The organism is Thermomicrobium roseum DSM 5159 (genome assembly GCF_000021685.1).
GTDB classification, from domain to species: Bacteria; Chloroflexota; Chloroflexia; order Thermomicrobiales; family Thermomicrobiaceae; genus Thermomicrobium; species Thermomicrobium roseum.
On record NC_011959.1, the window covers coordinates 1,476,834 to 1,497,684 of the forward strand.

21 protein-coding genes and 1 pseudogene are annotated in these 20,851 nt (G+C 64.7%); 7 read left to right on the forward strand and 15 right to left on the reverse strand.

The window, feature by feature from the left end:
• Positions 1-10: 10 nt before the first annotated feature.
• The gene (locus tag TRD_RS06975; RefSeq protein WP_015922441.1) at positions 11-1,030 is read left to right on the forward strand and encodes an alpha-ketoacid dehydrogenase subunit beta; all 1,020 of its coding nucleotides are present in this window, start codon (positions 11-13) and stop codon (positions 1,028-1,030) included.
• On the forward strand, positions 1,027-2,040 hold the full coding sequence (locus tag TRD_RS06980) for an ATP-NAD kinase family protein (protein WP_015922442.1): 1,014 nt from the start codon (positions 1,027-1,029) through the stop codon (positions 2,038-2,040). Before TRD_RS06975 ends, TRD_RS06980 begins: the two co-directional genes overlap by 4 nt.
• Here TRD_RS06980 and TRD_RS15350 read toward each other — a convergent pair.
• The 5 genes and pseudogenes from TRD_RS15350 to TRD_RS07000 all read right to left on the reverse strand — a co-directional run bounded on the left by TRD_RS15350 (position 1,948) and on the right by TRD_RS07000 (position 4,499).
• Positions 1,948-2,387, reverse strand: a pseudogene (locus TRD_RS15350) (DUF488 domain-containing protein). The gene TRD_RS06980 and the pseudogene TRD_RS15350 sit on opposite strands and share 93 nt — an antisense overlap.
• 4 nt (positions 2,388-2,391) lie before the next feature.
• On the reverse strand, positions 2,392-2,877 hold the full coding sequence (locus tag TRD_RS06985) for an MgtC/SapB family protein (protein ID WP_015922443.1): 486 nt from the start codon (positions 2,875-2,877) through the stop codon (positions 2,392-2,394).
• A 260-nt stretch (positions 2,878-3,137) separates the two neighbouring features.
• Positions 3,138-3,512: a hypothetical protein gene (locus TRD_RS06990; protein ID WP_015922444.1), complete on the reverse strand. Its 375-nt coding sequence runs from the start codon at positions 3,510-3,512 to the stop codon at positions 3,138-3,140.
• A 3-nt stretch (positions 3,513-3,515) separates the two neighbouring features.
• Positions 3,516-3,857 (reverse strand): hypothetical protein, encoded by a 342-nt coding sequence (locus TRD_RS06995; RefSeq protein WP_015922445.1) that lies wholly within the window; start codon positions 3,855-3,857, stop codon positions 3,516-3,518.
• A gap of 12 nt (positions 3,858-3,869) precedes the next feature.
• Positions 3,870-4,499, reverse strand: coding sequence for a hypothetical protein (locus tag TRD_RS07000; protein ID WP_015922446.1), 630 nt, complete (start codon positions 4,497-4,499; stop codon positions 3,870-3,872).
• 633 nt (positions 4,500-5,132) lie between these two features.
• Here TRD_RS07000 and TRD_RS07010 point away from each other — a divergent pair.
• The 5 genes from TRD_RS07010 to TRD_RS07030 all read left to right on the forward strand — a co-directional run bounded on the left by TRD_RS07010 (position 5,133) and on the right by TRD_RS07030 (position 9,411).
• Positions 5,133-5,711: a sigma-70 family RNA polymerase sigma factor gene (locus TRD_RS07010; protein ID WP_015922448.1), complete on the forward strand. Its 579-nt coding sequence runs from the start codon at positions 5,133-5,135 to the stop codon at positions 5,709-5,711.
• Complete coding sequence (locus TRD_RS07015) at positions 5,708-6,817, forward strand: hypothetical protein (protein ID WP_015922449.1); 1,110 nt, start codon at positions 5,708-5,710, stop codon at positions 6,815-6,817. Before TRD_RS07010 ends, TRD_RS07015 begins: the two co-directional genes overlap by 4 nt.
• A 70-nt stretch (positions 6,818-6,887) precedes the next feature.
• Positions 6,888-7,844 (forward strand): ABC transporter ATP-binding protein, encoded by a 957-nt coding sequence (locus tag TRD_RS07020; RefSeq protein ID WP_015922450.1) that lies wholly within the window; start codon positions 6,888-6,890, stop codon positions 7,842-7,844.
• Positions 7,841-8,698 (forward strand): ABC transporter permease, encoded by an 858-nt coding sequence (locus tag TRD_RS07025; protein WP_015922451.1) that lies wholly within the window; start codon positions 7,841-7,843, stop codon positions 8,696-8,698. The genes TRD_RS07020 and TRD_RS07025 overlap by 4 nt, the downstream gene beginning before the upstream one ends.
• A 77-nt stretch (positions 8,699-8,775) precedes the next feature.
• On the forward strand, positions 8,776-9,411 hold the full coding sequence (locus TRD_RS07030) for an MBL fold metallo-hydrolase (RefSeq protein WP_015922452.1): 636 nt from the start codon (positions 8,776-8,778) through the stop codon (positions 9,409-9,411).
• Here the strand turns inward: TRD_RS07030 and TRD_RS07035 are convergent.
• From TRD_RS07035 to TRD_RS07085, 10 genes are all read right to left on the reverse strand, one after another.
• Entirely contained in the window at positions 9,408-10,673 is a 1,266-nt protein-coding gene (locus TRD_RS07035) for a M16 family metallopeptidase (RefSeq protein WP_015922453.1), read from the reverse strand. The genes TRD_RS07030 and TRD_RS07035 overlap by 4 nt on opposite strands.
• 13 nt (positions 10,674-10,686) lie before the next feature.
• Positions 10,687-11,187, reverse strand: coding sequence for a CinA family protein (locus TRD_RS07040; RefSeq protein WP_015922454.1), 501 nt, complete (start codon positions 11,185-11,187; stop codon positions 10,687-10,689).
• A 36-nt stretch (positions 11,188-11,223) separates the two neighbouring features.
• A complete protein-coding gene (locus tag TRD_RS07045) occupies positions 11,224-12,489 on the reverse strand; it encodes an MFS transporter (protein ID WP_015922455.1) in 1,266 nt (421 codons plus the stop codon).
• A gap of 106 nt (positions 12,490-12,595) precedes the next feature.
• A complete protein-coding gene (locus TRD_RS07050) occupies positions 12,596-13,444 on the reverse strand; it encodes a hypothetical protein (protein WP_015922456.1) in 849 nt (282 codons plus the stop codon).
• Between the two features lies 1 nt (position 13,445).
• Positions 13,446-14,426 carry a zinc metalloprotease gene (locus TRD_RS07055; RefSeq protein WP_041436030.1) on the reverse strand — a complete coding sequence of 327 codons (981 nt, stop codon included), beginning with the start codon at positions 14,424-14,426 and terminating at the stop codon, positions 13,446-13,448.
• A 46-nt stretch (positions 14,427-14,472) separates the two neighbouring features.
• Entirely contained in the window at positions 14,473-15,138 is a 666-nt protein-coding gene (locus TRD_RS07060) for a DNA-3-methyladenine glycosylase (RefSeq protein ID WP_015922458.1), read from the reverse strand.
• Positions 15,139-15,333: 195 nt separating this feature from the next.
• A complete protein-coding gene (locus TRD_RS07065; protein WP_015922459.1) occupies positions 15,334-18,012 on the reverse strand; it encodes a valine--tRNA ligase in 2,679 nt (892 codons plus the stop codon).
• Positions 18,013-18,519: 507 nt separating this feature from the next.
• Positions 18,520-18,816 (reverse strand): hypothetical protein, encoded by a 297-nt coding sequence (locus tag TRD_RS07075; RefSeq protein ID WP_015922461.1) that lies wholly within the window; start codon positions 18,814-18,816, stop codon positions 18,520-18,522.
• A 13-nt stretch (positions 18,817-18,829) separates the two neighbouring features.
• Entirely contained in the window at positions 18,830-20,017 is a 1,188-nt protein-coding gene (locus tag TRD_RS07080; protein ID WP_015922462.1) for an aspartate aminotransferase family protein, read from the reverse strand.
• A complete protein-coding gene (locus TRD_RS07085; RefSeq protein WP_041436857.1) occupies positions 20,014-20,850 on the reverse strand; it encodes a [LysW]-aminoadipate kinase in 837 nt (278 codons plus the stop codon). The genes TRD_RS07080 and TRD_RS07085 overlap by 4 nt, the downstream gene beginning before the upstream one ends.
• Between the last annotated feature and the right edge of the window lies 1 nt (position 20,851).

Sequence of the window (20,851 nt, forward strand, 5' to 3'; positions counted from 1 at the left end):
AGGGACGAGCATGGTCGTCGCCACACGAGTACTCAGCTATCGGCAAGCGATCAACGAGGCCTTGCGGCTCGAAATGCGCCGCGATCCGACCGTCATTCTCATGGGAGAGGACGTCGCAGGCGGGGCGACGATCGAGCATATCGAGCAAGAAGGTGCGTGGGGCGGGCCCTTGGGAGTCACCAAGAGTCTGGTGAGCGAGTTCGGGCGCCAGCGTGTCCTCGATACGCCGATCAGCGAAGCAGCCTTCATCGGTGCTGCCGTCGGCGCAGCCGTGACCGGGCTCCGCCCAGTCGCTGAACTGATGTTCGTCGATTTCTTCGGCGTGTGCATGGACCAGATCTTCAATCAGGGCGCCAAGCTCCGCTACATGTTCGGTGGCAAAGCCAAGGTCCCCATGGTCATCCGGACGATGATCGGAGCCGGCTTCGGTGCGGCTGGACAACATTCCGGTTGTCACTATTCGGTTTTTGCGCACATGCCTGGCTTGAAAGCCGTCGCGCCAGCCACTCCGTACGATGCCAAAGGACTGTTGATCGCTGCCATTCGCGATGACGATCCGGTGATGTTCTTCGAGCACAAGATGCTGTACGAAATGACGGGCGAGGTGCCGGAGGGCGAGTACGTCATCCCGATCGGGAAAGCGGAGATCAAGCGCGAGGGGAGCGACGTGACGATCGTCGCTATCTCGCGCATGGTCCATATCGCGCTCGAAGCGGCCGATCGCCTGAGTCGTGAAGGAATCGAGGCCGAGGTCGTCGACCTGCGCTCGCTCTCGCCGCTCGACGAGGACACTGTCCTGAGTTCGTTGGCTAAGACGCGGCGCCTGATCGTGGTCGACGAGGACAATCCTCGCTGCTCGGTGGCTGCCGATATCGCGGCGCTGGCCGTCGACAAAGGCTTCGATTATCTCGACGCCCCGGTCAAGCTCGTTACCGCCCCGCACACACCGGTGCCGTTCAGTCCGAGCCTCGAACAGTACTACATTCCGAGCCCCGAGCGCGTCATCGCAGCGGTGCGGGAGATCGTGTGAACGGGCACGCGAGCCAGCGAGGCGAGCCGACGAGCGTCGGCATCATCGCCAACCCAGCTGCAGGCAAGGATGTCCGACGTCTGGTCGCGCTCGCCTCCACTTTCGACAACCAGGAGAAGGTCCGCATCGTACGGCGCGTGCTCGCGGCGCTGGCCGCGCTGGGCATCGAGCGCGTCTGGTATCTGCGCGATTCCTTCGGGATCGTCGAGCGCGCTGCTGAGGGTATGACGCAGCGACTCGACATCCGACCTGTCCCGATCCCCTGCACCTTCACTGCGACCGACTCCGAGCGAGCTGCGGCCTGGCTCGCCGAGCAGCGGGTCGCTTGTCTCGTCACCCTGGGTGGCGACGGAACCAACCGGGTTGTGGCACGCAGCTGTCGCGATCTTCCCCTCGTTCCCATCGCGACGGGGACGAACAATGTCTTTCCTTTCCTGGTCGACGGAACCATCGCTGGTGTGGCCGCAGGCCTGCTCGCCAGTGGTCGGCTTCCCGATTGCCTGCAACGGTGGCCACGACTCGAAGTTTGGATCGACGGTACGCTGGCTGACATTGCCTTGATCGACGTCGCCGTCTCGCGCGAGCGCTTCCTCGGTGCTCGTGCCATCTGGGATCCAACCTCGATCGAACAGGTCATCGTCGCCCGGGTCCTGCCCGGCGTGATCGGCTTAGCAGCGATCGCTGCTGCAGTGTGCCCTCGCCAGGATCACGGTGGGGCCACGGTGAAACTCGGTCCCGGCGGGACCACGGCACTCGCACCGCTGGCTCCGGGCCTCCTCGTTCCTGTTCCCGTCCGCGATTGGGAACCGCTCAGCCCTGATCACGCCGTACCGATCGAGACGATCCCCTGTACGCTGGCACTGGATGGCGAACGAGAGCTCCGGATCGAGCGAGCTGAACAGGTTCTCGTGCGGCTTTCAGCGGCTGGACCACTTGTCCTCGATCCGCGCCTCGCGCTGCAAGAGGCTGCTCGGAGCGGAGCGCTCCTCATCCCACCGTTGGCGCTGTGAAAGCTGCTCCTCCAGGAAGGCGCGCAGGACGACCGCGTTGTTGCGCTCCGGGTCGCGCGCACTGTACAGGAGCGTGATCGTTCCCCGCTGTGCACTCCTAGGAGTGGCTCCCAGGCAGCTGGATTGCTCTGGAGTTCTTCCAAATAGCGAGCCTGAAACGCCGGCCACTTGGTCGGGTCATGCCCGTACCAGCGACGGAGCTCGTGGCTCGGCGCGACATCACGCAGCCAGGCCGTCAACTGCAGGTCTGCCTGTCGGATTCCACGTGGCCAGAGCCGCTCCAACGAATAACGCTCCCCGCCGTCCGGATCCGGTGGCTCGTAGACACGCTTGAGACGAATCGCCATGGTATCACTCCTCGACGGAAAGCTCGTCCAGTGGTCGCTCGCGCAGCTGGTCCGGAAGGCGCAGGTACCGCTCGATCCGGCGCACGAAGACGATCGTCGCAACAGCCAGGAGTGTCCCGACGATCGCGATCACGTAGTATCCCGCCCCGACCAGCATCCCGATCGCGGCTGCAACCCAGATCCCAGCCGCCGTCGTCAGCCCGAAGACGCGGTCCCGGGCCCGCAGGATCATGCCACCACCCAGAAACCCGACGCCGGTGACGATCGTCGAGCCGATCCGGCTGGGATCGATCAGGATACCGACCTCCGGACGGGAAAACTGCTCCATGAGCAGCATCGAGCAGACCATGAAGAGCGCCGCGCCTTCAGCGACCAGCATGTGCGTGCGCAGCCCGGCCGGCTTGGCACTGAGTTCGCGCTCGAAGCCCAGCAGCCCCCCGAGCAGGAGCGCGATGATGAGCCGCACGATCGCCTCGGCTTCGCTCAACATCGGACCATCCCTGTCCAGCGCTGTTCGATAGTACCGCCGCGGGATACCATTAAGGCCGACGCGCGTCGAGTCTACCGCTTCTGCCGAGGGTGAACCAACCAGCGCACCCGGGGGAGCCAGCAGACGACCCTCTGCCGCCCTCTTTCGGCGAAGAGGGCCGAAGCATCAGCCGGGTGCTGACACCAGAAAGCAGGCACATCAACGCACAACGCGGGCAGCGCTGCTCGCTGCCCGCTCGCTGTCTCCAGTGCGGCGTACCCTCACCGCTGCGTGAGGGTGCGGATCAGCGCACGAAGACCTGCCACCCGTCCATAGGTCCGAATGATGGGCCGGGCGATCGTCTCCCCCACGAATTCGACCGTTCCCTTCGCGCGCGACATCGTCTCGGTCGCTGCCGCGAGCAGGGGAATCAAATGATCCCGGATCAGGAGCCCCAGCCAGATCCCGATCCCGACCAGGGCACCGAGCAGGAGCACGACGAGAACAGTCGAAAGGGCGAGGAAGATGATCGCAATATCGCGGACCCGCTCCAGTGCCGACTGCTCCGGCCCGCCCAACAGATACAAGACGACGAACAGCACGACGAAGATCGCGAGCAAGCCACCGACGATCACCCACAACCAGCCGCGCCGCATCCCCTATCCCTCCCCCGACGATCGATCGCCGTTCCGTCGGACGCGCTGCCTCGCTCGACGAGAGCGGGCCGCTTCAGCTGGCGTCGTCACGAGCCAGAGGATCCCGAGAACGAACAGTGCACCGAGTCCTCCCTCGACCAACGGCACAGTGCCCAGCCGGTAGAGAACCATTCCGAGCAGCTGGCTCGCGACAGACCCGATCCCAAAACCGAGCACACCACCCAACCAGTAGAGCGGGAGTTGCCAGATCCGCCGACCAAACACCGCATGCCAGCCTAACCCCAGCATGCTACCGAGAAGACTAGCGAGTAACAAGCCTGCCGGTAAGCCAGTGTCCAGCGCCACTGTTTCGACCGTTCAGGAGACTCGAATCCAAAAGGCATACACTGCCCGCGGTACCTTGTCGGGTCGGGGATTCTTCGGGTGCTGTGGCCATTCCACTTCCACACGCAGGAAGTAGGTACCCGGGCTCAGTTCCGGCATCGTCCACTGGAAGCCAGCACCGCTGCGTTCCGGGTCAGCCGTCACAACGGGATCGGTCTTGGCGACGAACCCTTTCGGTGCATCCGGAGCGGGCGAGATCGGCTCGAAATTCCCCTCCTGTGGATAGACTGCGAGCGACACCTTCTCCGGAATCCGGTCCTCGCTGAATGCAAAGCTGAGCGTCTCCCCCGGCCGAACGGCGAGCGGCTGTTCGCTCGGAGGGACGAGCCCGGGAGCGGTCGTCTCGCCGGCAAAGCCGGAATCGAGCACCCAAAAGAACGGACCGATCGTCGCCTGCTGCTCGCCGCTTGCGACCTTCAGGACGAGATCGGGCGGCTTGAGAACCACCGGCGCAGGCGTCCTCACCGGCGTCGGAGTGGGTGCCACCGCGGTCGGGACACTGGTCGGACTCGGCACGACGGTCGGCGTCGGCGGGGCTGAGCGACAGGCGATCAGAGCACTCGTACCGAGGAGCAGGAGAACGATTCCCTTCCGGATCCGCATCGACCCCTCTTCCCTTCCAGAACACCGGCGGCCAGGTATCCGGCAACCGCGCCGACTGTACCACACAGCTCTTTCCGAATCCCTCACTGTCACAGCAAACGGGCACTGGGGTGTTCTCCCATGAATGGGAGGGGGGAGGAGATCCCCTCTCAGCAGCCGATCGGTTCGGGTGTCTCGCTCGGTATCGTCGGACACGGGGTTAGGAGGTGTCGATGGAGGCGACATGGTCGAAAGGAACGCTCATCACACTCACTTGTGTCGTCGCGCTTCTCCTGGTCGCACTTCCGGCTTGCCGAGGCGGTAGTGCAACCCCGACTCCGACACGTCCAGCAACCCCTGCAGCTGCGCCGCGCACGCCGACGGCTGCACCGGCACGGACGCCAGCTGTCTCCCCCGCAGCAACACCGGCTCGTACCCCAGCTGCAACACCAGCGCGGACGCCCACATCTACGCCAACCGCGTCTCCTGTTCTTACGCCTCGAACCACTCCCAGCCCAGGACGCACCCCAGCGGTGACACCGACACCGTAGGCGCGGTCGATCGGGAAACGAGACACTCGATCCGATCGGACCGCCGAGCTTTTGTCACATCAGCGAGCTCGGCGGTGTTTTACTGGAATGACAAGGGGTACGTGTGACGCTCGTGGCCAACCGAACCGATCGCGAACTCTTGGAAGCTGCCCAGGCGGGCGATGAGCAGGCTTTTGCGCTCCTGCACGACCGTTACCGCCCGCTCGTTTTCCGGATCGCACTGCGGACACTGGGTCGAACCGACGACGCAGAGGATATCTGCCAAGAGGTCTTTTTTCGCCTCTACCGGCAACCACCGCAGCTGAACGATCATCCACACGCGCTGCGGCTTTGGCTCGCCCGCGTGACCACCAACGCGGCGCTCAACCTGCTGCGCAGTCAGCGACGAGCCCGGTTCCACTGGTCCCGTCTGCTCCGCCTCGATCGGCTTTTCGACGATCAGCGACCCACCGCGGAGTGGAATGAAACGTCGCTGCTTGTCCAGAGCGTCTTGGAGAAACTTTCCGATCGCGATCGGGCGTTACTCGCCCTGCGAGTGAGCGGATTCAGTTACGAAGAGATCGCCATGTTGTTGGACCTTCGACCGACGTCGGTCGGTACCCTGCTGGCGCGCGCTGAGCGCCGCTTCCGCGAGCGCTATCGAGCCCTGCTCGGCGAGAATGGAGAGGAGGTGCCTGAGTGAAACGATTTCGCCGCTGCCCGCCAGAAGGAACGCTTCGGCTCTTGGTCGACAGCCCAGGTGAGACCGCAATTCGCCAGCATGTCGCTGGCTGTCGATCCTGCCAGCAGCGCCTCGAACGCTTGCGAGCCGATGCGGAGTTCGTCGAACGCGCGCTGACTGCGCTCGAGCAGTCACCCGTCCCCCTGCCAGTTGGTGCCACGGAATCGAGAAAGGAGCGTCCCATGCGCTATTTCCGAAAAGCGAGCGCTGCGCTCGCAGCAACTCTCGCCCTCGCACTCGTCGTTTGGCTGGCACCGGTCGGCGCACTTGCCGATCAGCTGGTCCAGCGCTTCCGTGTCCAGCAGTTCGCGGCCATCACCATACCAGCTTCGACGATCAGTTCTTTGAGCGATCAGTTCGGGTCGGTACCGGAGGAGCAGCGGGCAGCTCTTCGCGAGCAACTTCAGCGATCCTTCCAGGTCACACCCGAGCAGATGAATGGTGAGCATGTCCGCGAGGTCGACTCGCTGGACGCTCTCACTGCTCACCTTGGGCGTGCACCGCTCGTCCCGGCTGCGGTGCCAGCGCCGTTTGCGTCCATCCAACCACGGTATCTGGCGGGCGATCCACAGCGGAGCGAGATGACGATCGACGTCGCCAGCGTGCAAGAGGCCGCCGCACAGCTCGGGCTGCAGTTCGCGAGCTTGCCTGATCCGAGTGTGACGCCGACGGTCACCGTGGCACTCTCCGTTCCGGCGAGCGCTGCGCAAGTCTGGGAAGCCGGCGATCGAGCCCTGCTGCTGGTCGCCGAACTGGAGAGCCCGACACTGGAGCTACCCGCCGAGATCGATCCGGAACTCCTGCGCGAGGACCTACTGATGCTCCCAGGGCTTCCTCCCGACGTGGTAGCGCAAATCCGCGCAGTCCGTGATTGGCGCCAAACGCTGATCATCCCGATTCCGGAGGGAGCCACTTCGCGGACCATCTCGCTGCGCGGCACGAGCGGGCTGCTCATCGAAGGCTCTGAGGGATCCGCAGTCCTCTGGCAGGAACGCGGTATCCTCCATGTCGTCGGCGGCAGCGTGACCGCGGATCAGGCGCTGGCCATCGCGCGTTCGCTGCGCTGATGTCGACCACTCGACGCGTCGGGTAGGGGGCTCGTGCCTCCTACCCGTCCACGGACTGTGACGGAACACCATGCAGCCGCGATTACCAGGCAGCCAGTCCGAATGGGCGATCGAAACGCGGGGCCTCCGCAAGGTCTACGGTGATCGAGTGGCACTCGAGGACCTCTCGATCACCGTCGGCCACGGGGAAGTGTTCGGCTTCCTGGGTCCCAACGGCGCTGGCAAAACCACGGCCGTCAAGATACTGGTCGGCCTCATCCGGCCGACCGCTGGCACTGGCTGGGTACTCGGTCGCCCCCTCGGCGACTATCAAGCACGCCGCCAGATCGGCTATCTGCCGGAACTTTTCCGGTTCCATGACTGGTTGACTGGCGAGGAACTCCTCGACCTGCATGGACAGCTCTACGGGCTGAGCCGTGCCGAGCGGCGTCGCCGGATCCCCGAGGTCTTGGAACTGGTCGGCCTCACCGAAGCAGCACGACGGCGCGTGCGAACCTACTCCAAAGGCATGCAGCAGCGGATCGGGATCGCTCAGGCACTCCTGGCCGAGCCACGTCTGGTGATCCTGGACGAGCCAACCTCGGCCTTGGATCCTCTCGGCCGGCGCGACGTCCGCGACCTCATCCGGCGCCTCCGCGGCCATGGGATCACTGTCTTTCTCAACTCCCATCTGCTGAGCGAGGTCGAAGCAGTCTGCGACCGCATCGCGATCGTGAACCGGGGACGCGTCGTCGCACTGGGGCCGATGACGACGCTGTTGGCCGGTGACCTGACGGTCGAATTCCGCCTCGGGTCGCTCCCCGACGGAACGCTGGATGCCCTGGCGCAGCTCGTGCAGGTCGAGGAACTCCGCCCCGATCCACGTCCGACAATCATTGCGCGTGCACCGGACGAGGAAACGATCGCTCGGGCAGTCGATCTTCTCGTCGAATCCGGCATCCCCGTCTATGGCGTCATTCCCGAGCGTCACTCGCTCGAAGACCTGTTCGTGCGCCTGGTGAACGACGAGTCTTTGGAGTCACGATGAAGGCACTGGTCATCGCGCGCTTGACCTTCCGCGAAGGTCTCCGCAAGAAGCTGGTCCTCGGCGTGGTACTCTTGAGCCTCGTCTTCATCGTGCTCTACGTGTGGGGCTTTTCCCTGTTCGTGCAGGACTGGCAAGCCATGGAAGCGCGTCGAGCAGCAGCCGGAGCGGGCATGACCTTGCCATACGAGGTTTTCGCCAGTGCGATGGTGCTGCTCGGCCTCTGGACGGTCAACTTCCTCGCGGGTGTGATGACGATCTTCGCATCCGTGGGCACGATCGCCAGCGAGATCGAACAGGGTACGCTGCACGCGATCGTTCCGAAGCCGATCCGTCGGTGGGAGATCGTGCTCGGCAAATGGCTCGGCTACGCACTGATGCTCGTCGTGTACATCGCTGTGATGGTTGCGACCGTAGTGCTCACAGCCCGCTTCGTCGGTGATTACCGGCCGCCCAATGTCCTCGCAGCCTATGGATTGATCGTGCTCGTCGCACTGATTCTGCTGAGCCTGACGATCCTCGGCAGCACGCTCTTTTCGACCGTCGCCAACGGCGTCATCGTCTTCATGCTCTACGGTATGGCGATCACCGGTGGATTGGTCGAGCAGATCGGCACGGCCTTGGACAACGATGTCCTCATCCGCATCGGCGTGATCTCGTCCATCCTCGTTCCCAGCGACAGCATGTGGCGACTCGCCAGTTACCTCGTCCAACCGCGCCTCGCCGTGAACTTCTTGGGCCCGAATCCCTTCGGGACCACCGTCCCGCCGAGCACCCTCGCCGTCTGGTACAGCGTCGCCTATGCCTTGGTCCTCCTGCTGCTCGCCATGCTGCGCTTCCAACGCCGTGATCTTTAGCGCTCATCCAGGTTGCGGCATACTCACGACGCGGCCGCTCGGCGGCGCTGGGCTGGACGACACGAGAGAGGGAGAGCATGGCGGTCGACATCGTTACCCTTCCCTGCGGGCCACTCGAGACGAACGCGTATCTCCTGGTCACGGAGCAGCGCGCGCTCCTGGTCGACGCTCCCCCTGACTCATGCCTCGCCGTGCTCGACGAGCTCGAGCGACGCCAGGCGCGGCTCGAACGGATCGTGATCACCCACACGCATTGGGACCATATCGTCGATGCGACTGCGTTGCGACGGGAGACAGGCGCGCTGATCGTCGCGCACCCGCAAGCGGTTCCACGTCTCCAACAGCCGCGCCCGCTCCTCACGCCGCTCCCGTTCGAGATCGAGCCAGCACCACCGGACGAGTTGGTCGAGGATGGGGCTACACTGCTGTTCGAGCCACTGTGCTTCACGGTAATCCACACGCCTGGCCACGCGCCGGAACAAATCTCGCTGTACGAGCCCACACGCGGCTGGCTTTTCGGTGGGGATACCCTCTTCCCGGGCGGGTATGGTCGCGTTGACCTACCCGGGTCCAGCATGGCAGAAACGATCCGGACACTCCGTCGCCTGCTGGAACTGCCCGGTGACGTGATCGTCTTCCCTGGTCACGGCCCGACGACGACGATCGGTCGCGAGCGCGGTTGGATCGAGCAGCTGGTCGCCAGCGGATCCTAACGCACGGCGCACACCAGGGGTTCGACATCCGCGAACGGCCCGATCACAGCCAGGGCGAAGCGTTCCGGCTGGAACAGTTCCTGTGCCAGCGCCTGGATCTCCTCGCTGGTGACCGCCCGAATGCGGGCGATGACTTCCTCAGGCGTCAGCACCTCACCGAACACCAGTTCCTGCCCGCCGATCCAGCTGGCCACCGCACGACTGTCTTCCAAGCCCATGACGATCCGCCCGACACGCAGCTCCTTTGTGCGCTCGAGTTCGTCATCGGGAACCGGCTCGCGCACCAGCTTCTCCAATTCACCCCGCACCGCACGCAGCGCGCGCTCAGCACGCTCGACGTCGGTACCCGTGTAGATGACCGCCTGCCCGACGTCGGCATACTCGCGGAGATACCCGTACACCTCGTACGCGAGTCCTTGGCGCTCGCGGATCTCTTTGAATAACCGCGAACTCATGCCGGAACTGAGCACAGAATCCAACATACCTTGCACGAAGCGACGCTCGTCACGGTACGGCAACGCGGGTAGCGCGAGGCAAAGGTGCGCCTGCTCGGTCGGTCGCTCGAGGAGTTCGATCGTCGGCCGTGCATCGCTCAGTCGAGCCGGGTGGGGATCAGCTGGTGTCCCTGGCTCCAGATCACCGAAATAGCGCTGCACGAGTTCGATCACCTGCTCGTGCGTCAGATCTCCAGCTGCAGCCACGACCAAGCGATCGGCCCGGTAATGCTGCTCGAGGTAGGCGATGAGTTCGTCGCGCGTGATCGCCTCCACTGTCTCTTCCGAGCCGATGATCGGCCTTCCCAACGGATGCCCGTTCCAGAGTGCCCGATCCACCAGATCGTGCACGTAGTCGTCCGGTGTGTCGCGGATGCCGTGGATCTCTTCGACGATGACATGCCGTTCCTTCTCGAGTTCGCCTGGATCGAACAACGAGTGGCGCAGCATGTCAGCCAGAACATCGAAAGCGAGTTCGAGATGCCGGCTCGGCACTTTGACCCAGTAGTCCGTATGCTCGCGACCGGTCGACGCGTTCATCATCCCGCCGACGCCTTCGATCGCCTCGCTGATCAGCACGGGATCCGGGCGCCGCTCGGTGCCCTTGAACAGCATGTGCTCCAGAAAATGCGAGATACCAGCCAAGCGATCGCTTTCGTAGCGTGAGCCGACCCCGACGTACACGATGACCGTCGCCGAGCGCACATGGGGCATCCGGCTGGTCACGATACGAATCCCGTTGGGCAGGCACGTCTTCTGGTAATCCATCCTTACCCGTTTCCTACCTCATCGCCGATCGATCGGCGACCTGAACTTGATCGAGCAGCAGCCGGAGCGCCGCTTCCGCCGACAGCTCGATGTTCTGCCAGCGGTCACCAGTGAATCGATGCTCTTCGACCACGACACCATGCGGCCCCGCGCAGGCAACGTAGACCAGTCCGACCGGCTTCGTCGCTGTCCCACCACCGGGGCCAGCGATGCCGGTCGTGGCGACCGCGTAGTCGGTTGCGAAGCGCTCTCGTGCTCCCTTCGCCATCGCCTCGGCACATTCGCGGCTCACGGCACCGACGGAACGGAGCACTTGTTCCGGAACACCGAGCAGCGCTTGCTTCACGCGGTTACTGTAGGCGATGACCCCACCGATATAGTATTCGCTGCTCCCTGGTACCGAAGTGAGGAGATGGCCGATCAGCCCACCCGTGCACGATTCGGCGGTTGCCAGCGTCAGCCGTCGCTCGACGAAGAGTTCATAGACGTAACGAGCGAGTGGATGCTCCGGCACACACAACCTCCAGACCACATCGTGCAAGTATATCCATTACCCGGATGGCTCGAGCATGAGATCATCGAGTCGGTCGGCCTGCCGGGTCGCCGGAAGCAGCGACAGCGCGACGGTCATGATGATCAGCCCGCTCCCGACTACCAAAAACGCACGCCCGGCACCGAGGTCATCACCGAGCCAACCACCTAGACCGTTCGCAGCGATGAGCGCGGTGAACAGGATCGTTGACCGAAGAGCGAAAACTCGTCCCATGAGGTTCGCGGGAGTCACACGCTGCACGATCGTCACACTCGGTACCAGGAACAGGAGATTCCCGAGTCCAGTGAGCCCAGTCAGCATGACACCGACCCAGAGCGGTGGCTCGAGGCCCAGTCCAGTCAAGCCAGTTCCCATGACCACCAGACCGAGTACGACGAGCGTCGCGAGGCGCCGCGTATTGAGCGTGCCGACCAAGAGCGCACCCGCGACACTCCCCACGCCGATCCCGAAGTTGAGCAGGCTATAAGTCACCTCGCCGCGCTCCGGACGAGCGTAGGCGTAGCCGACCAAGAGCGGCATGGCCATACCGATCGCGATCGCACCGAGTGCGACGAGCAGCGTGTTGGTGCGAACGAGCGGCTGATCGACCAAGAACCGCACTCCGCCGACCAGCTCGCGCCAGACCACTCGAACGGACCGGTCGCTCCCCACCACGAGGGGCGGTAGCCGAAGGGGCCACAGGATCAGCGCCGAGACGACGTAGCCGAGTGCAGCGACCGCAAAAGCAGCTTCCAGGCCATGCCGATTACCCATCACCGACACGAGCCCACCGACGACCAGCCCGGCCAGCGGATATCCGCCGATGTCACCGAGGCTCTCGGCAAGCGACGACAGAGAGTTCGCCGTCGTGAGCTGGCTCGGTGGCACGACCGCTGGAATGGAGGCCATCTTGGCTGGCCGGTGCAGGATCGAGGCAGCATTGATCATGAACAGGAGCAGGTAGAGACTGCCGATCCAGTATTCGGCCGCGATCGGGAGAAGAACGACCGGCAGAACACGAGCCAAATCCGAAGCGATCATCACACGCCGCCGATCGACCCGGTCCACCACCACACCAGCGAGCGGCCCGAGCAAGAGATCCGGCAATCCGCTGGCCAAAAACGCCAGGCCAGCGACGGTCATCGACCCCGTCAGTTCGTACACCAGTGCCGCGAGAGCGACCCGGTGTACCCGGTCACCCATGGTCGCGACCAGATCGGAGCCCCATAATGCCGCGAACCGCCGGTTCCCCACCAGCAGCCGCAGCGGCTCGCGCCACTCCACCCTTCCCCTCCCCGACCGTCTGCCTGGCCGTGACAGGGAATCCCGTACCGGCAGTATAGCCGATCGTCTCCAGGATCACCGAGCAAACTGACGAGCAAGCGAGAACTCATCCGTCGCTGGACAGACGAACGCCCTTTTCTTCGAGTTGGCGAATGTCCGCTTCCACTTCCGCGAGCTGACGCTGGATGATCGGCAAGCGGTCACGTGCGCGCTGCCAATCGCGGAAAACCTCATCCCGCTCGCGCCGCAGCCGGTTGCGCTCCAGGATCAGTTGTTGCACTTGCCAGGCGCGTGCGGCGCATGTCGGACAGCGGTCACGCAGGTCTCGCCAGCCACCGCAGGCGGGACACGGTCGCGCCAGATCGTCGAGCCGGATGTCCGTCCAGACTTGCCGACGTCGCACTGTCTCCAGCGCATCAGCCGCCACGAGATCGGCACTCGCCGCAAGGGTCGCGAGGAGCTCAGGACTCGGATCGCGGTACCCCACTGCTGCCAATACCTTCTCGAGTTCGTCCTCCACACGCCGGAGCTGGGCCGGTGCTATCTGGTGACCACGCTCAGCCCAGTCGACTTCCTCGATCCAGCGGAGAACGACACCGCTGATCTCCAATTCGACCGTCACGGGCGATGCTTGCAGATCGACCCTCACTTCGACCGGAACAGGCGGGAGGGGCTGTAGCTGAAGGACGGGGGGCGCCGTCTCCAATGCTTTTCGCTGTTCGTCGAGGTCAGCGATCGCCGCATCGAGTTCGCGAAGACGTTCTGTCCAGCGGTTCTCCGGTTGGCGAGCCTGCTCAGCGAGCATGAGGTCGTAGCGCAACTCTTCACGACGCTGGTACAGGCGAGCCAGGCGTCGGCGCTCTGCCTCCCGGACCGGCCGCTCGGGCTGGTTGGTCGGTCGGTCTACGGCTGGTCGTTCATCCTGGTCACGATCGCGCCGCCACCACCGTCGCATGTCATTCCTCCCCCACCGGCTCGAGCGCATCCGCCGCGGCGCGCAAGCGGTGCAAGAGAGCGGGGAAAGGCGACGGGCCGGCGAAGAGCGCTTCAGGCGGAACGAGTGCCCGCCAACTTGCCCGTAACGCGGGCGGCTGCCCCGCCAGCGCTTCGACCTCCAACACATCCGGCCGCTCACCGATGCGTGCCCGCAACGAGCGCTGGCCCTTCGCTCCTCGCCAGGAAAGGTGCAGTTCGGGCCTCCCTCCGTTCTCCTGAACGGAGACCGCCAGCGACGCGTCATGCTTCCCGAGTTCCTCCGCGGTCTCAGCCAGTTGCCGCCAGGCGAGCAGTCGCCGGTCGTGCTCGTCCAGCCGCCACGGCCGACCGATCCGCGCCGAGACGCGCCAGCGGAGCCACCGACTCCGCCATACTGCGAAACCAGTGAGTAGGAGCGCCCCATGCAGTACCCCGAGCACGAGAGCGGCCGATCTCGGCCCACTGTAAAGCTGCGTCCAGTCACCCCGCAAACCGCTCGCGAGATCGAGTGCAGGGTAGAACACCAGCGTGGTCGCCAGGATCATGCCTCCGGCCGGCAAGAGCAGCGCGGCGACCGGCCGGCGCAGCGGAGCGAAGAGGCCAGCCCCGATGGCGACGAGTGCGAGGAACAAACTCACGAGATTGCCGCTCGAGGCGATCCAGAACTGCGCGATCGGGTTCGTCACGCCTGTGTACTCGACCCAGCCGAGAAATAGGAGGTACCCGAAGCCGATCACGCGTCCACCGGAAAGCCACACCGCGACCGCGTGTCCGAGTTCGTGCGCGAGGACACTGATCGGTACGAGCACGAAAAGCGCTAATTCCACGAGCACCGCCAGTTGTTGAGCGGTCACCGGCTCAGCAAAGAGTTGGTGTCGGGCACGCCAGGCCCGCACGATCGCACGGACCGAGAGAACCACCAGCGCGAAACTGACCAGTTGCAAAGCCGGGAAACTCCACATGAAACGGTCCGGTCCAGCAGGATCGCCTGGTCCTGCTCTCTCCAGTCTACTCCGTCACGAGGCGCGGAGTACGCCCAGAGACTGCCGGATGTCCGGGAATCACGAACCGCCACAGGAACTCCTGACCGCGCGAGATCCCGATGCGTGGCGTGCTCGCGACACGCTGCGGCGATGAGCCAGACTGAATCCAGAACGGCGGTCGATCGATCGGCAACCCGTGATGATCGAGCATAATCCCGAACGCCTGAGCGAGCGCTCCCGGCCCGCTCGCCAGCCGGTGCTCAGCCAATCGGTATCCGGCGTGACGCGATCGCTCCCGGCGTTGCCGCATGATCGCGTGGCCAGCCAGCGGCATGGCGGCACGGAGCAAGACAGCTCCGGCTGTACCGTCCGGATCGGTGACGATGTTGCAGCATGGGTAAACGCCATAGGCCCGATAGACGTAGGCATGGCCCGGTGGTCCCCACATGACCCGAGCCGGTCCGTTCCGGTAGCGGGCCGCGTGCGAAGCAGGGTCCTCCGGCCCGCCATAGGCCTCGACCTCGACGAGCACTCCAGCGACCAACTCGCCGCCGACCATGCTCACCAGGATTGCGCCGAGGAGATCGCGAGCGACCTCGACCGCCGGACGCGCGAACCAGTCACGCGGTAAGGCTCGTGCCGGATCCAATTGGATCTCGCTTGTGTCGACAATGGTTCCGACACCGTCCATCAGTCACTCGTGCGTGCTTCCCCTCCGGCCAAGATGTTCGCTACCCTCGCGGCGAGCCGTGGTCTTCTGGCTGTGCTCTCGCCCGACTGCTCAGCACCGATCCAGTCCGCTCACTCGGGGTAGCAGTGACGCGGAGAGCCGAACGCTGCCGACCGCTGGCTCGAACAACTCCCCCTTCTGACGAGCCGGCTCGAATCAGGCCAACTCGTCGAGCCGGGTGCGGATCAGCCGCATGCGCTCCTCGGCATCGGCCAGCTTCGCACGGTGGCGCTCGACCACGTGCGCTGGCGCTCGCGTGACGAACTGCTCATTGGCCAAGAGCGCCCGCGTCCGCTCGAGTTCGGCGAGCAGTTCCTCCAGTTCGCGCTGCAGGCGCTGTCGCTCGGCTTCGATATCGAGCATCCCACGGAGCGGCAAGTAGATCACCGCATCGTCCACGATGAGCGAGACGACCTGCCGCGGTGCCTCGAGGAGTTCTTCGACGTAGCTCAAACCGTCACTCGCGATACGAGCCAGGAAGCGGAAGACGCCCTCGCTGTCCTGGAAGGCGCGCCGATGCGAACCCGGATAGACGATCGCCTGGATCCAGCGGGCTGGCTCGACACCAGCTTCGGCACGGGCGTTCCGTACTGCTCGGATGGCCTCCATCAAGAAGCCGAACTCGCGCTCCGCCTCCTCGTCGATCCGTGCCGCGTCCGGTTGCGGCCAGGGAGCGACCATGATGCTCTCTCCAGCGTGCGGTAGCCGTTGCCAGAGCTCCTCAGTCACGAACGGCATGAAGGGATGCAGCAAGCGCAGCGCCCGCTCGAGGACGTACGCCAAGGTCTGCCGGGCTGCTCGAGCTCCAGGGTCACCAGCATTGATCGCCACCTTGCTCGCTTCGATGTACCAGTCGCAGAACTGCGACCACAGGAAATCGTAAAGGAGGTGCCCTGCCTCGTGGAACTGATAACGTTCGAGTTGGTCGGTCACCTCCGTCGTCACGCGTTCGAGGCGACTGAGAATCCAGCGATCGGCCAGACTCATCGCCGAGCGCTCAGGCGATACGACTGAACCGTCCGGTGCCTGCTCGATCTCTCCACCCGCCAGCACCCGGAGCGTGTAGCGCGTGGCGTTCCAGATCTTGTTGGCGAAGTTCCGGCTGGCCTCCACCCTGTTCAGACTCAGCTTCATATCAGTACCGGGACCAGCCATGGTCACGAGCGTGAAGCGCAACGCATCGGCGCCATACTGCTGCGTGACCTCGGTGGGATCGATCACATTCCCCTTGGTCTTGCTCATCCGCTGGCCACGCTCGTCCCGCACGGTTCCGTGGAGGTAGACGGTGTAGAAGGGCACCTCGCCCATGAACTCCAGCCCGAGGAAGACCATGCGGGCCACCCAGAAGAAGAGGATGTCGTACCCGGTCTCCATCACCGAGCCAGGATAGAAGTAACGGAGATCGTCCGTGTCATCAGGCCAGCCGAGCGTACTGAACGGCCAAAGCCCGCTGGAGAACCAGGTATCGAGCACGTCCGGATCCTGCTCGATCCGCGTGCTGCCACAATGCTCGCAGCGCTCGATCGTCTCCTCCGCCGTGACCGTGAGCTGCCCACAGTCCTGGCAATACCAGACCGGGATACGATGCCCCCACCAGAGCTGCCGCGAGATGCACCAGTCGCGTACGTTCTCCAGCCAGTGCAGGTAGACAGCGCGGAACCGCTCCGGAATGAACTGGAGTGTCCCATTCCGCGCGACCTCGATCGCCGGCTGGGCGAGCGGCATCATCTTGACGAACCACTGCTTGCTGATGAGTGGCTCGACGACGGCACCGCAGCGCTGGCAATGTCCCAGACTGTAGCGGTGGGGCATCGTGCGCACCAGATACCCCTGGCGATCGAGTTCCTCCACGACGCGTCGGCGAGCTTCCTGGATCGTCAAGCCCGCAAAGGGCCCAGCCTGCTCGTTGAGTGTCCCATCCGGATTGAGGATGTTGACCGGTGGCAGACCGTGGCGCTGCGCGATCTCGAAATCGGTGAAATCGTGCGCTGGCGTCACCTTCACCGCACCGGTACCGAACGCGGGATCGACCGCCTCGTCAGCCACGATGGTCAGCCGCCGGCCGAGGAGCGGCAGGATGGCTGTCTTCCCCACCAGGTGGCGATACCGCTCGTCGTTCGGGTGCACAGCGACACCCGTATCGCCGAGCATCGTTTCCGGCCGCGTTGTCGCGACGACCAGCGATTCGTCACTCCCATCGATCGGGTAGCGCAGGTAGTAGAGCGTCCCCTCGATTTCCTCGTGATCGACCTCCAGATCGGAGAGTGCGGTCATGCAGCGCGGGCACCAGTTGATGAGCCGCTCTCCCCGATAAATGAGCCCTTTGTCGTAGAGACGCTTGAAGGCAGTGCGCACCGCCCGCGAGGGGCCGGGGTCCATCGTGAAGCGGAAGCGTGTCCAGTCACAGGAAGCCCCGAGAATCCGCAACTGCTCGCGGATACGACCGCGATAGCGGTTCATCCAGTCCCAAACGCGCTCGAGGAACTTCTCGCGCCCGAGATCGTGCCGGGTCAGTCCCTCTTTGAGCAGTTCGCGCTCGACGACCCACTGGCCCGCGATACCCGCATGGTCGGCACCGGGCAACCAGAGCGTCGGGTAGCCCTGCATCCGCCGCCAGCGGATCATCAAGTCCTCGATAGCGACGAAGAGGGCGTGCCCCATGTGCAACTCGCCCGTGACGTTGGGCGGCGGCATGATGATGACGAACGGCTTCCGGTTCCAGTCGATAGCCGGGGTGAAGTAGCCACGCTGCTCCCACCAGTCATACCAGCGCGCTTCGACCGTTTGCGGCTGGTACGCCGGAGCGAGTTCGTCCGAATGGGCCACCTGCGTCATCGAGCCCCGCCTCCCTCTTTGGCACGCTGTTGCCTCGAGTCACTGTCAGACGAGTGCATCGTACAGCGCCGGATGCACGCGGATCCCAAACACGAACCACCGTCCACTGGGACGGCCCTCGGCAAGGGTACCGACCAGCGTCGGAAACCGTCAACGCCGCAGCATGTGGCTCGGTCGCATGACCGACTCACGTCGGCCGGGGCTGGTGCGCCGAGGCAGAAGACGAATGCCGCTCTCGACGTGAACCGCCATCTGCCGGAAGGGCTGGCTGCCATTCTCCACGAGGAAAAAACACACCACCACGCGCCGAGAGACCAGCGAGCACTCGCAGTACTCTCGATCAGGGCGTGACGAGCTGCAGTCTCCTCGCTCACAACGATGAGTCGCAAACGCCTCGATATCGGGACGGCAGGTGAGCGAGCCAGCCCCCTACCACAGCAGGACCCTCGTCCGCTGGTCTCGGCCAGCACAACACGTGCCCCGAAAGGTCGCCGATCGCCGAGTGCGTTACTCCTCCGGCTCAGCGGGCATCGCTGGAAACCGCTGGGCCAGCCGTGCGCGGAGTTCCCCCAGCGAGCGCTCCTGGAGGGAGAGAACCAGTTCGTTCACCTCACGCAACCGGCGGGACAGGCGCATCGAGAGTGCCAGGGCTTGGGCAGCGAGCTCCAGCGCATCGTCCAGGGTCAGGTCGTTCCGCTGCGTTCGCTCGAGCAGCTGCGTCATCTGCTCCTCGAACGTCGTCACCATGACGCCGAAACTGCGCAGGACGATGCGCGTTTGCTCGCCTGGTCGCTGCTCGCTCATCGCACCCCCACGTTCAGCGCTCGCGGACCGCATCGAGTGCCTGCGCGATACGCGCGACCGCTAGGTCGACTTCGTCGCGCGACAAGATCAGCGGTGGGAGCAAGCGGACGACCGTTGTCCCCGCCGGCAAGGCCAGGACGCCACGCTCTTGCAGCGCTTTCAAGACCGGGGTCGACCGGACCTTGAGGTCCAGGCCGAGCATGAGCCCGATCCCTCGCACATCGCGCACGAGGGGATGACCGAGCGCAAGCAACTGCTGGCGGAAGTACAGGCCCAGTTCCGCTGCTCCCGGGATGAGCCGGTCGTCCTCCAGCGTTTCCAGCGTGGCCAGACCTGCTGCGCAGGCCAGCGGGTTCCCGCCGAACGTGCTCCCGTGTACCCCGGCCGGCAAAGCGAGGGCGACATCTTCCGTCATCAGGGTCGCACCGATCGGAACACCGTTGGCCAGACCCTTGGCGACACAGAGGAGATCCGGCGACACGCCGGCATGCTCGCAGGCGAACCAGGCTCCCGTGCGGAAGGCGGACTGGACCTCGTCGAGCACGAGCAAGGCACCAGCCTCGCGGGTGATCCGTCTCACCTCCGCAAGGTAGCCCGGTTCCGCCGGGTAAATGCCGCCCTCGCCCTGCACCGGCTCCAGGATCACCGCCGCCGTGTCGTTGTCCACTGCCTCGGCCAGTGCAGCGGCATCACCGTAGGGGACGTGAACCACCTCCGGCAGGACAGCCAGGAACGGTTGCCGGTACTTGGGTTCGCCGGTAGCCGCCAGCGCTCCGAGCGTGCGCCCGTGATACCCACGCTTCGCCGCGACGACCTTGCGCCGACCGGTCACGGCCCAGGCGAACTTGAGCGCAGCCTCGACCGCCTCGGCACCCGAGTTGCTCAGGAACGCCCGCGAAAGTCCATGCGGTGCGACCGCGAGCAGCTTCTCGAGAAACGCTGCCCGGACATCCGAGGCGAACGACTGGTGACAGCTCAAGAGCCGACTCGCCTGAGCCACGATCGCTGCCGTGACGCGTGGGTGCGCGTGACCCAGGATATTCACGCCGTAGTTGCTCATCAGGTCGAGGTACCGCTGGCCGTCACTGTCGTAGAGCCAGGCGCCCTCGCCACGAACCAGCACGATACCCCGCTTGGCGTAGAGCGGCGGCTGCAGCGACTCGTCCAGCTGGAGGATAGCGCTCGTCGATCGTGCCGTCATGGCCGCACCTCGACACGACTACCAGCGGTCAGCACAGTTCCGACCCCCGCCAGGGCACGCTGGATCGGCTGCGGGAGGCGTGCATCGGCGAAGACGACGCGCCCGATCCCCGATTGGACCGCCTTGCAGCCGGCTTCCACCTTTTTCTTCATGCGACCTTGCGCTGCCGTCATCGCTGCTTCCACCGAAGCAGGGTCGCTGACATCGATCGTCGCGATGAGCGATGCCGGATCGCGCACGTCGCGCAACAGTCCAGGCGTATTGGAGAGGATGACCAGCGCCTCGGCCCGCAAGGCCACCGCCAGCTGCATCGCGAGCTTGTCGCCGTCGACGTTGATCGCCTCGCCCTGGTCGCTCACGGCCGGTGGTGTCAGGACCGGGAGATACCCGTTGTCGAGCAGGAGATCGAGGAGTCGCGTATCGACCTGCTCGATGCTACCGGCATAGTCGCCACGCAGGACCTTCGGCTTGCCGTTCTCGATCGCTCGCAGGACGTCCTTGCGTGGTCCACTCGCGATCCGACCATCCATCGCAGTGAGGCCGACCGCATTGATGCCGCGCTGCTGCAAGCCCTCGACCAGCCGCTTGTTCACCAGACCAGCGTAGACCATGAGCATGAGGTCCATCGTCTCCCGGTCGGTGAACCGGCTCACCTGTCCGGTCGACGAGGTGACCAACCGAGGTTCACGCCCCAGCCGGCGCATCCACTCGTCGAGCACGGCGTTCGCACCGTGAATGAACACGATCCGGTGCTCCGGCCAGAGGGCCGCCAAATCGTCGAGCGTCAACGCCGGATCGATACCTGCACTCCCACCGAGTTTCACCACCAGCATC

Coding starts and splice junctions, on each gene's coding strand:
- TRD_RS06990 (WP_015922444.1), bottom strand. CDS start 3,512: ATGCGGCGCGGCTGGTTGTGGGTGATCGTCGGTGGCTTGCTCGCGATC.
- TRD_RS07035 (WP_015922453.1), bottom strand. CDS start 10,673: ATGGATTACCAGAAGACGTGCCTGCCCAACGGGATTCGTATCGTGACC.
- TRD_RS07055 (WP_041436030.1), bottom strand. CDS start 14,426: ATGTGGAGTTTCCCGGCTTTGCAACTGGTCAGTTTCGCGCTGGTGGTT.
- TRD_RS07025 (WP_015922451.1), top strand. CDS start 7,841: ATGAAGGCACTGGTCATCGCGCGCTTGACCTTCCGCGAAGGTCTCCGC.
- TRD_RS07075 (WP_015922461.1), bottom strand. CDS start 18,816: ATGAGCGAGCAGCGACCAGGCGAGCAAACGCGCATCGTCCTGCGCAGT.
- TRD_RS06985 (WP_015922443.1), bottom strand. CDS start 2,877: ATGTTGAGCGAAGCCGAGGCGATCGTGCGGCTCATCATCGCGCTCCTG.
- TRD_RS07030 (WP_015922452.1), top strand. CDS start 8,776: ATGGCGGTCGACATCGTTACCCTTCCCTGCGGGCCACTCGAGACGAAC.
- TRD_RS07085 (WP_041436857.1), bottom strand. CDS start 20,850: ATGCTGGTGGTGAAACTCGGTGGGAGTGCAGGTATCGATCCGGCGTTG.
- TRD_RS07020 (WP_015922450.1), top strand. CDS start 6,888: ATGCAGCCGCGATTACCAGGCAGCCAGTCCGAATGGGCGATCGAAACG.
- TRD_RS07060 (WP_015922458.1), bottom strand. CDS start 15,138: ATGGACGGTGTCGGAACCATTGTCGACACAAGCGAGATCCAATTGGAT.
- TRD_RS06975 (WP_015922441.1), top strand. CDS start 11: ATGGTCGTCGCCACACGAGTACTCAGCTATCGGCAAGCGATCAACGAG.
- TRD_RS07080 (WP_015922462.1), bottom strand. CDS start 20,017: ATGACGGCACGATCGACGAGCGCTATCCTCCAGCTGGACGAGTCGCTG.
- TRD_RS07050 (WP_015922456.1), bottom strand. CDS start 13,444: ATGCGACGGTGGTGGCGGCGCGATCGTGACCAGGATGAACGACCAGCC.
- TRD_RS07065 (WP_015922459.1), bottom strand. CDS start 18,012: ATGACGCAGGTGGCCCATTCGGACGAACTCGCTCCGGCGTACCAGCCG.
- TRD_RS07000 (WP_015922446.1), bottom strand. CDS start 4,499: ATGCGGATCCGGAAGGGAATCGTTCTCCTGCTCCTCGGTACGAGTGCT.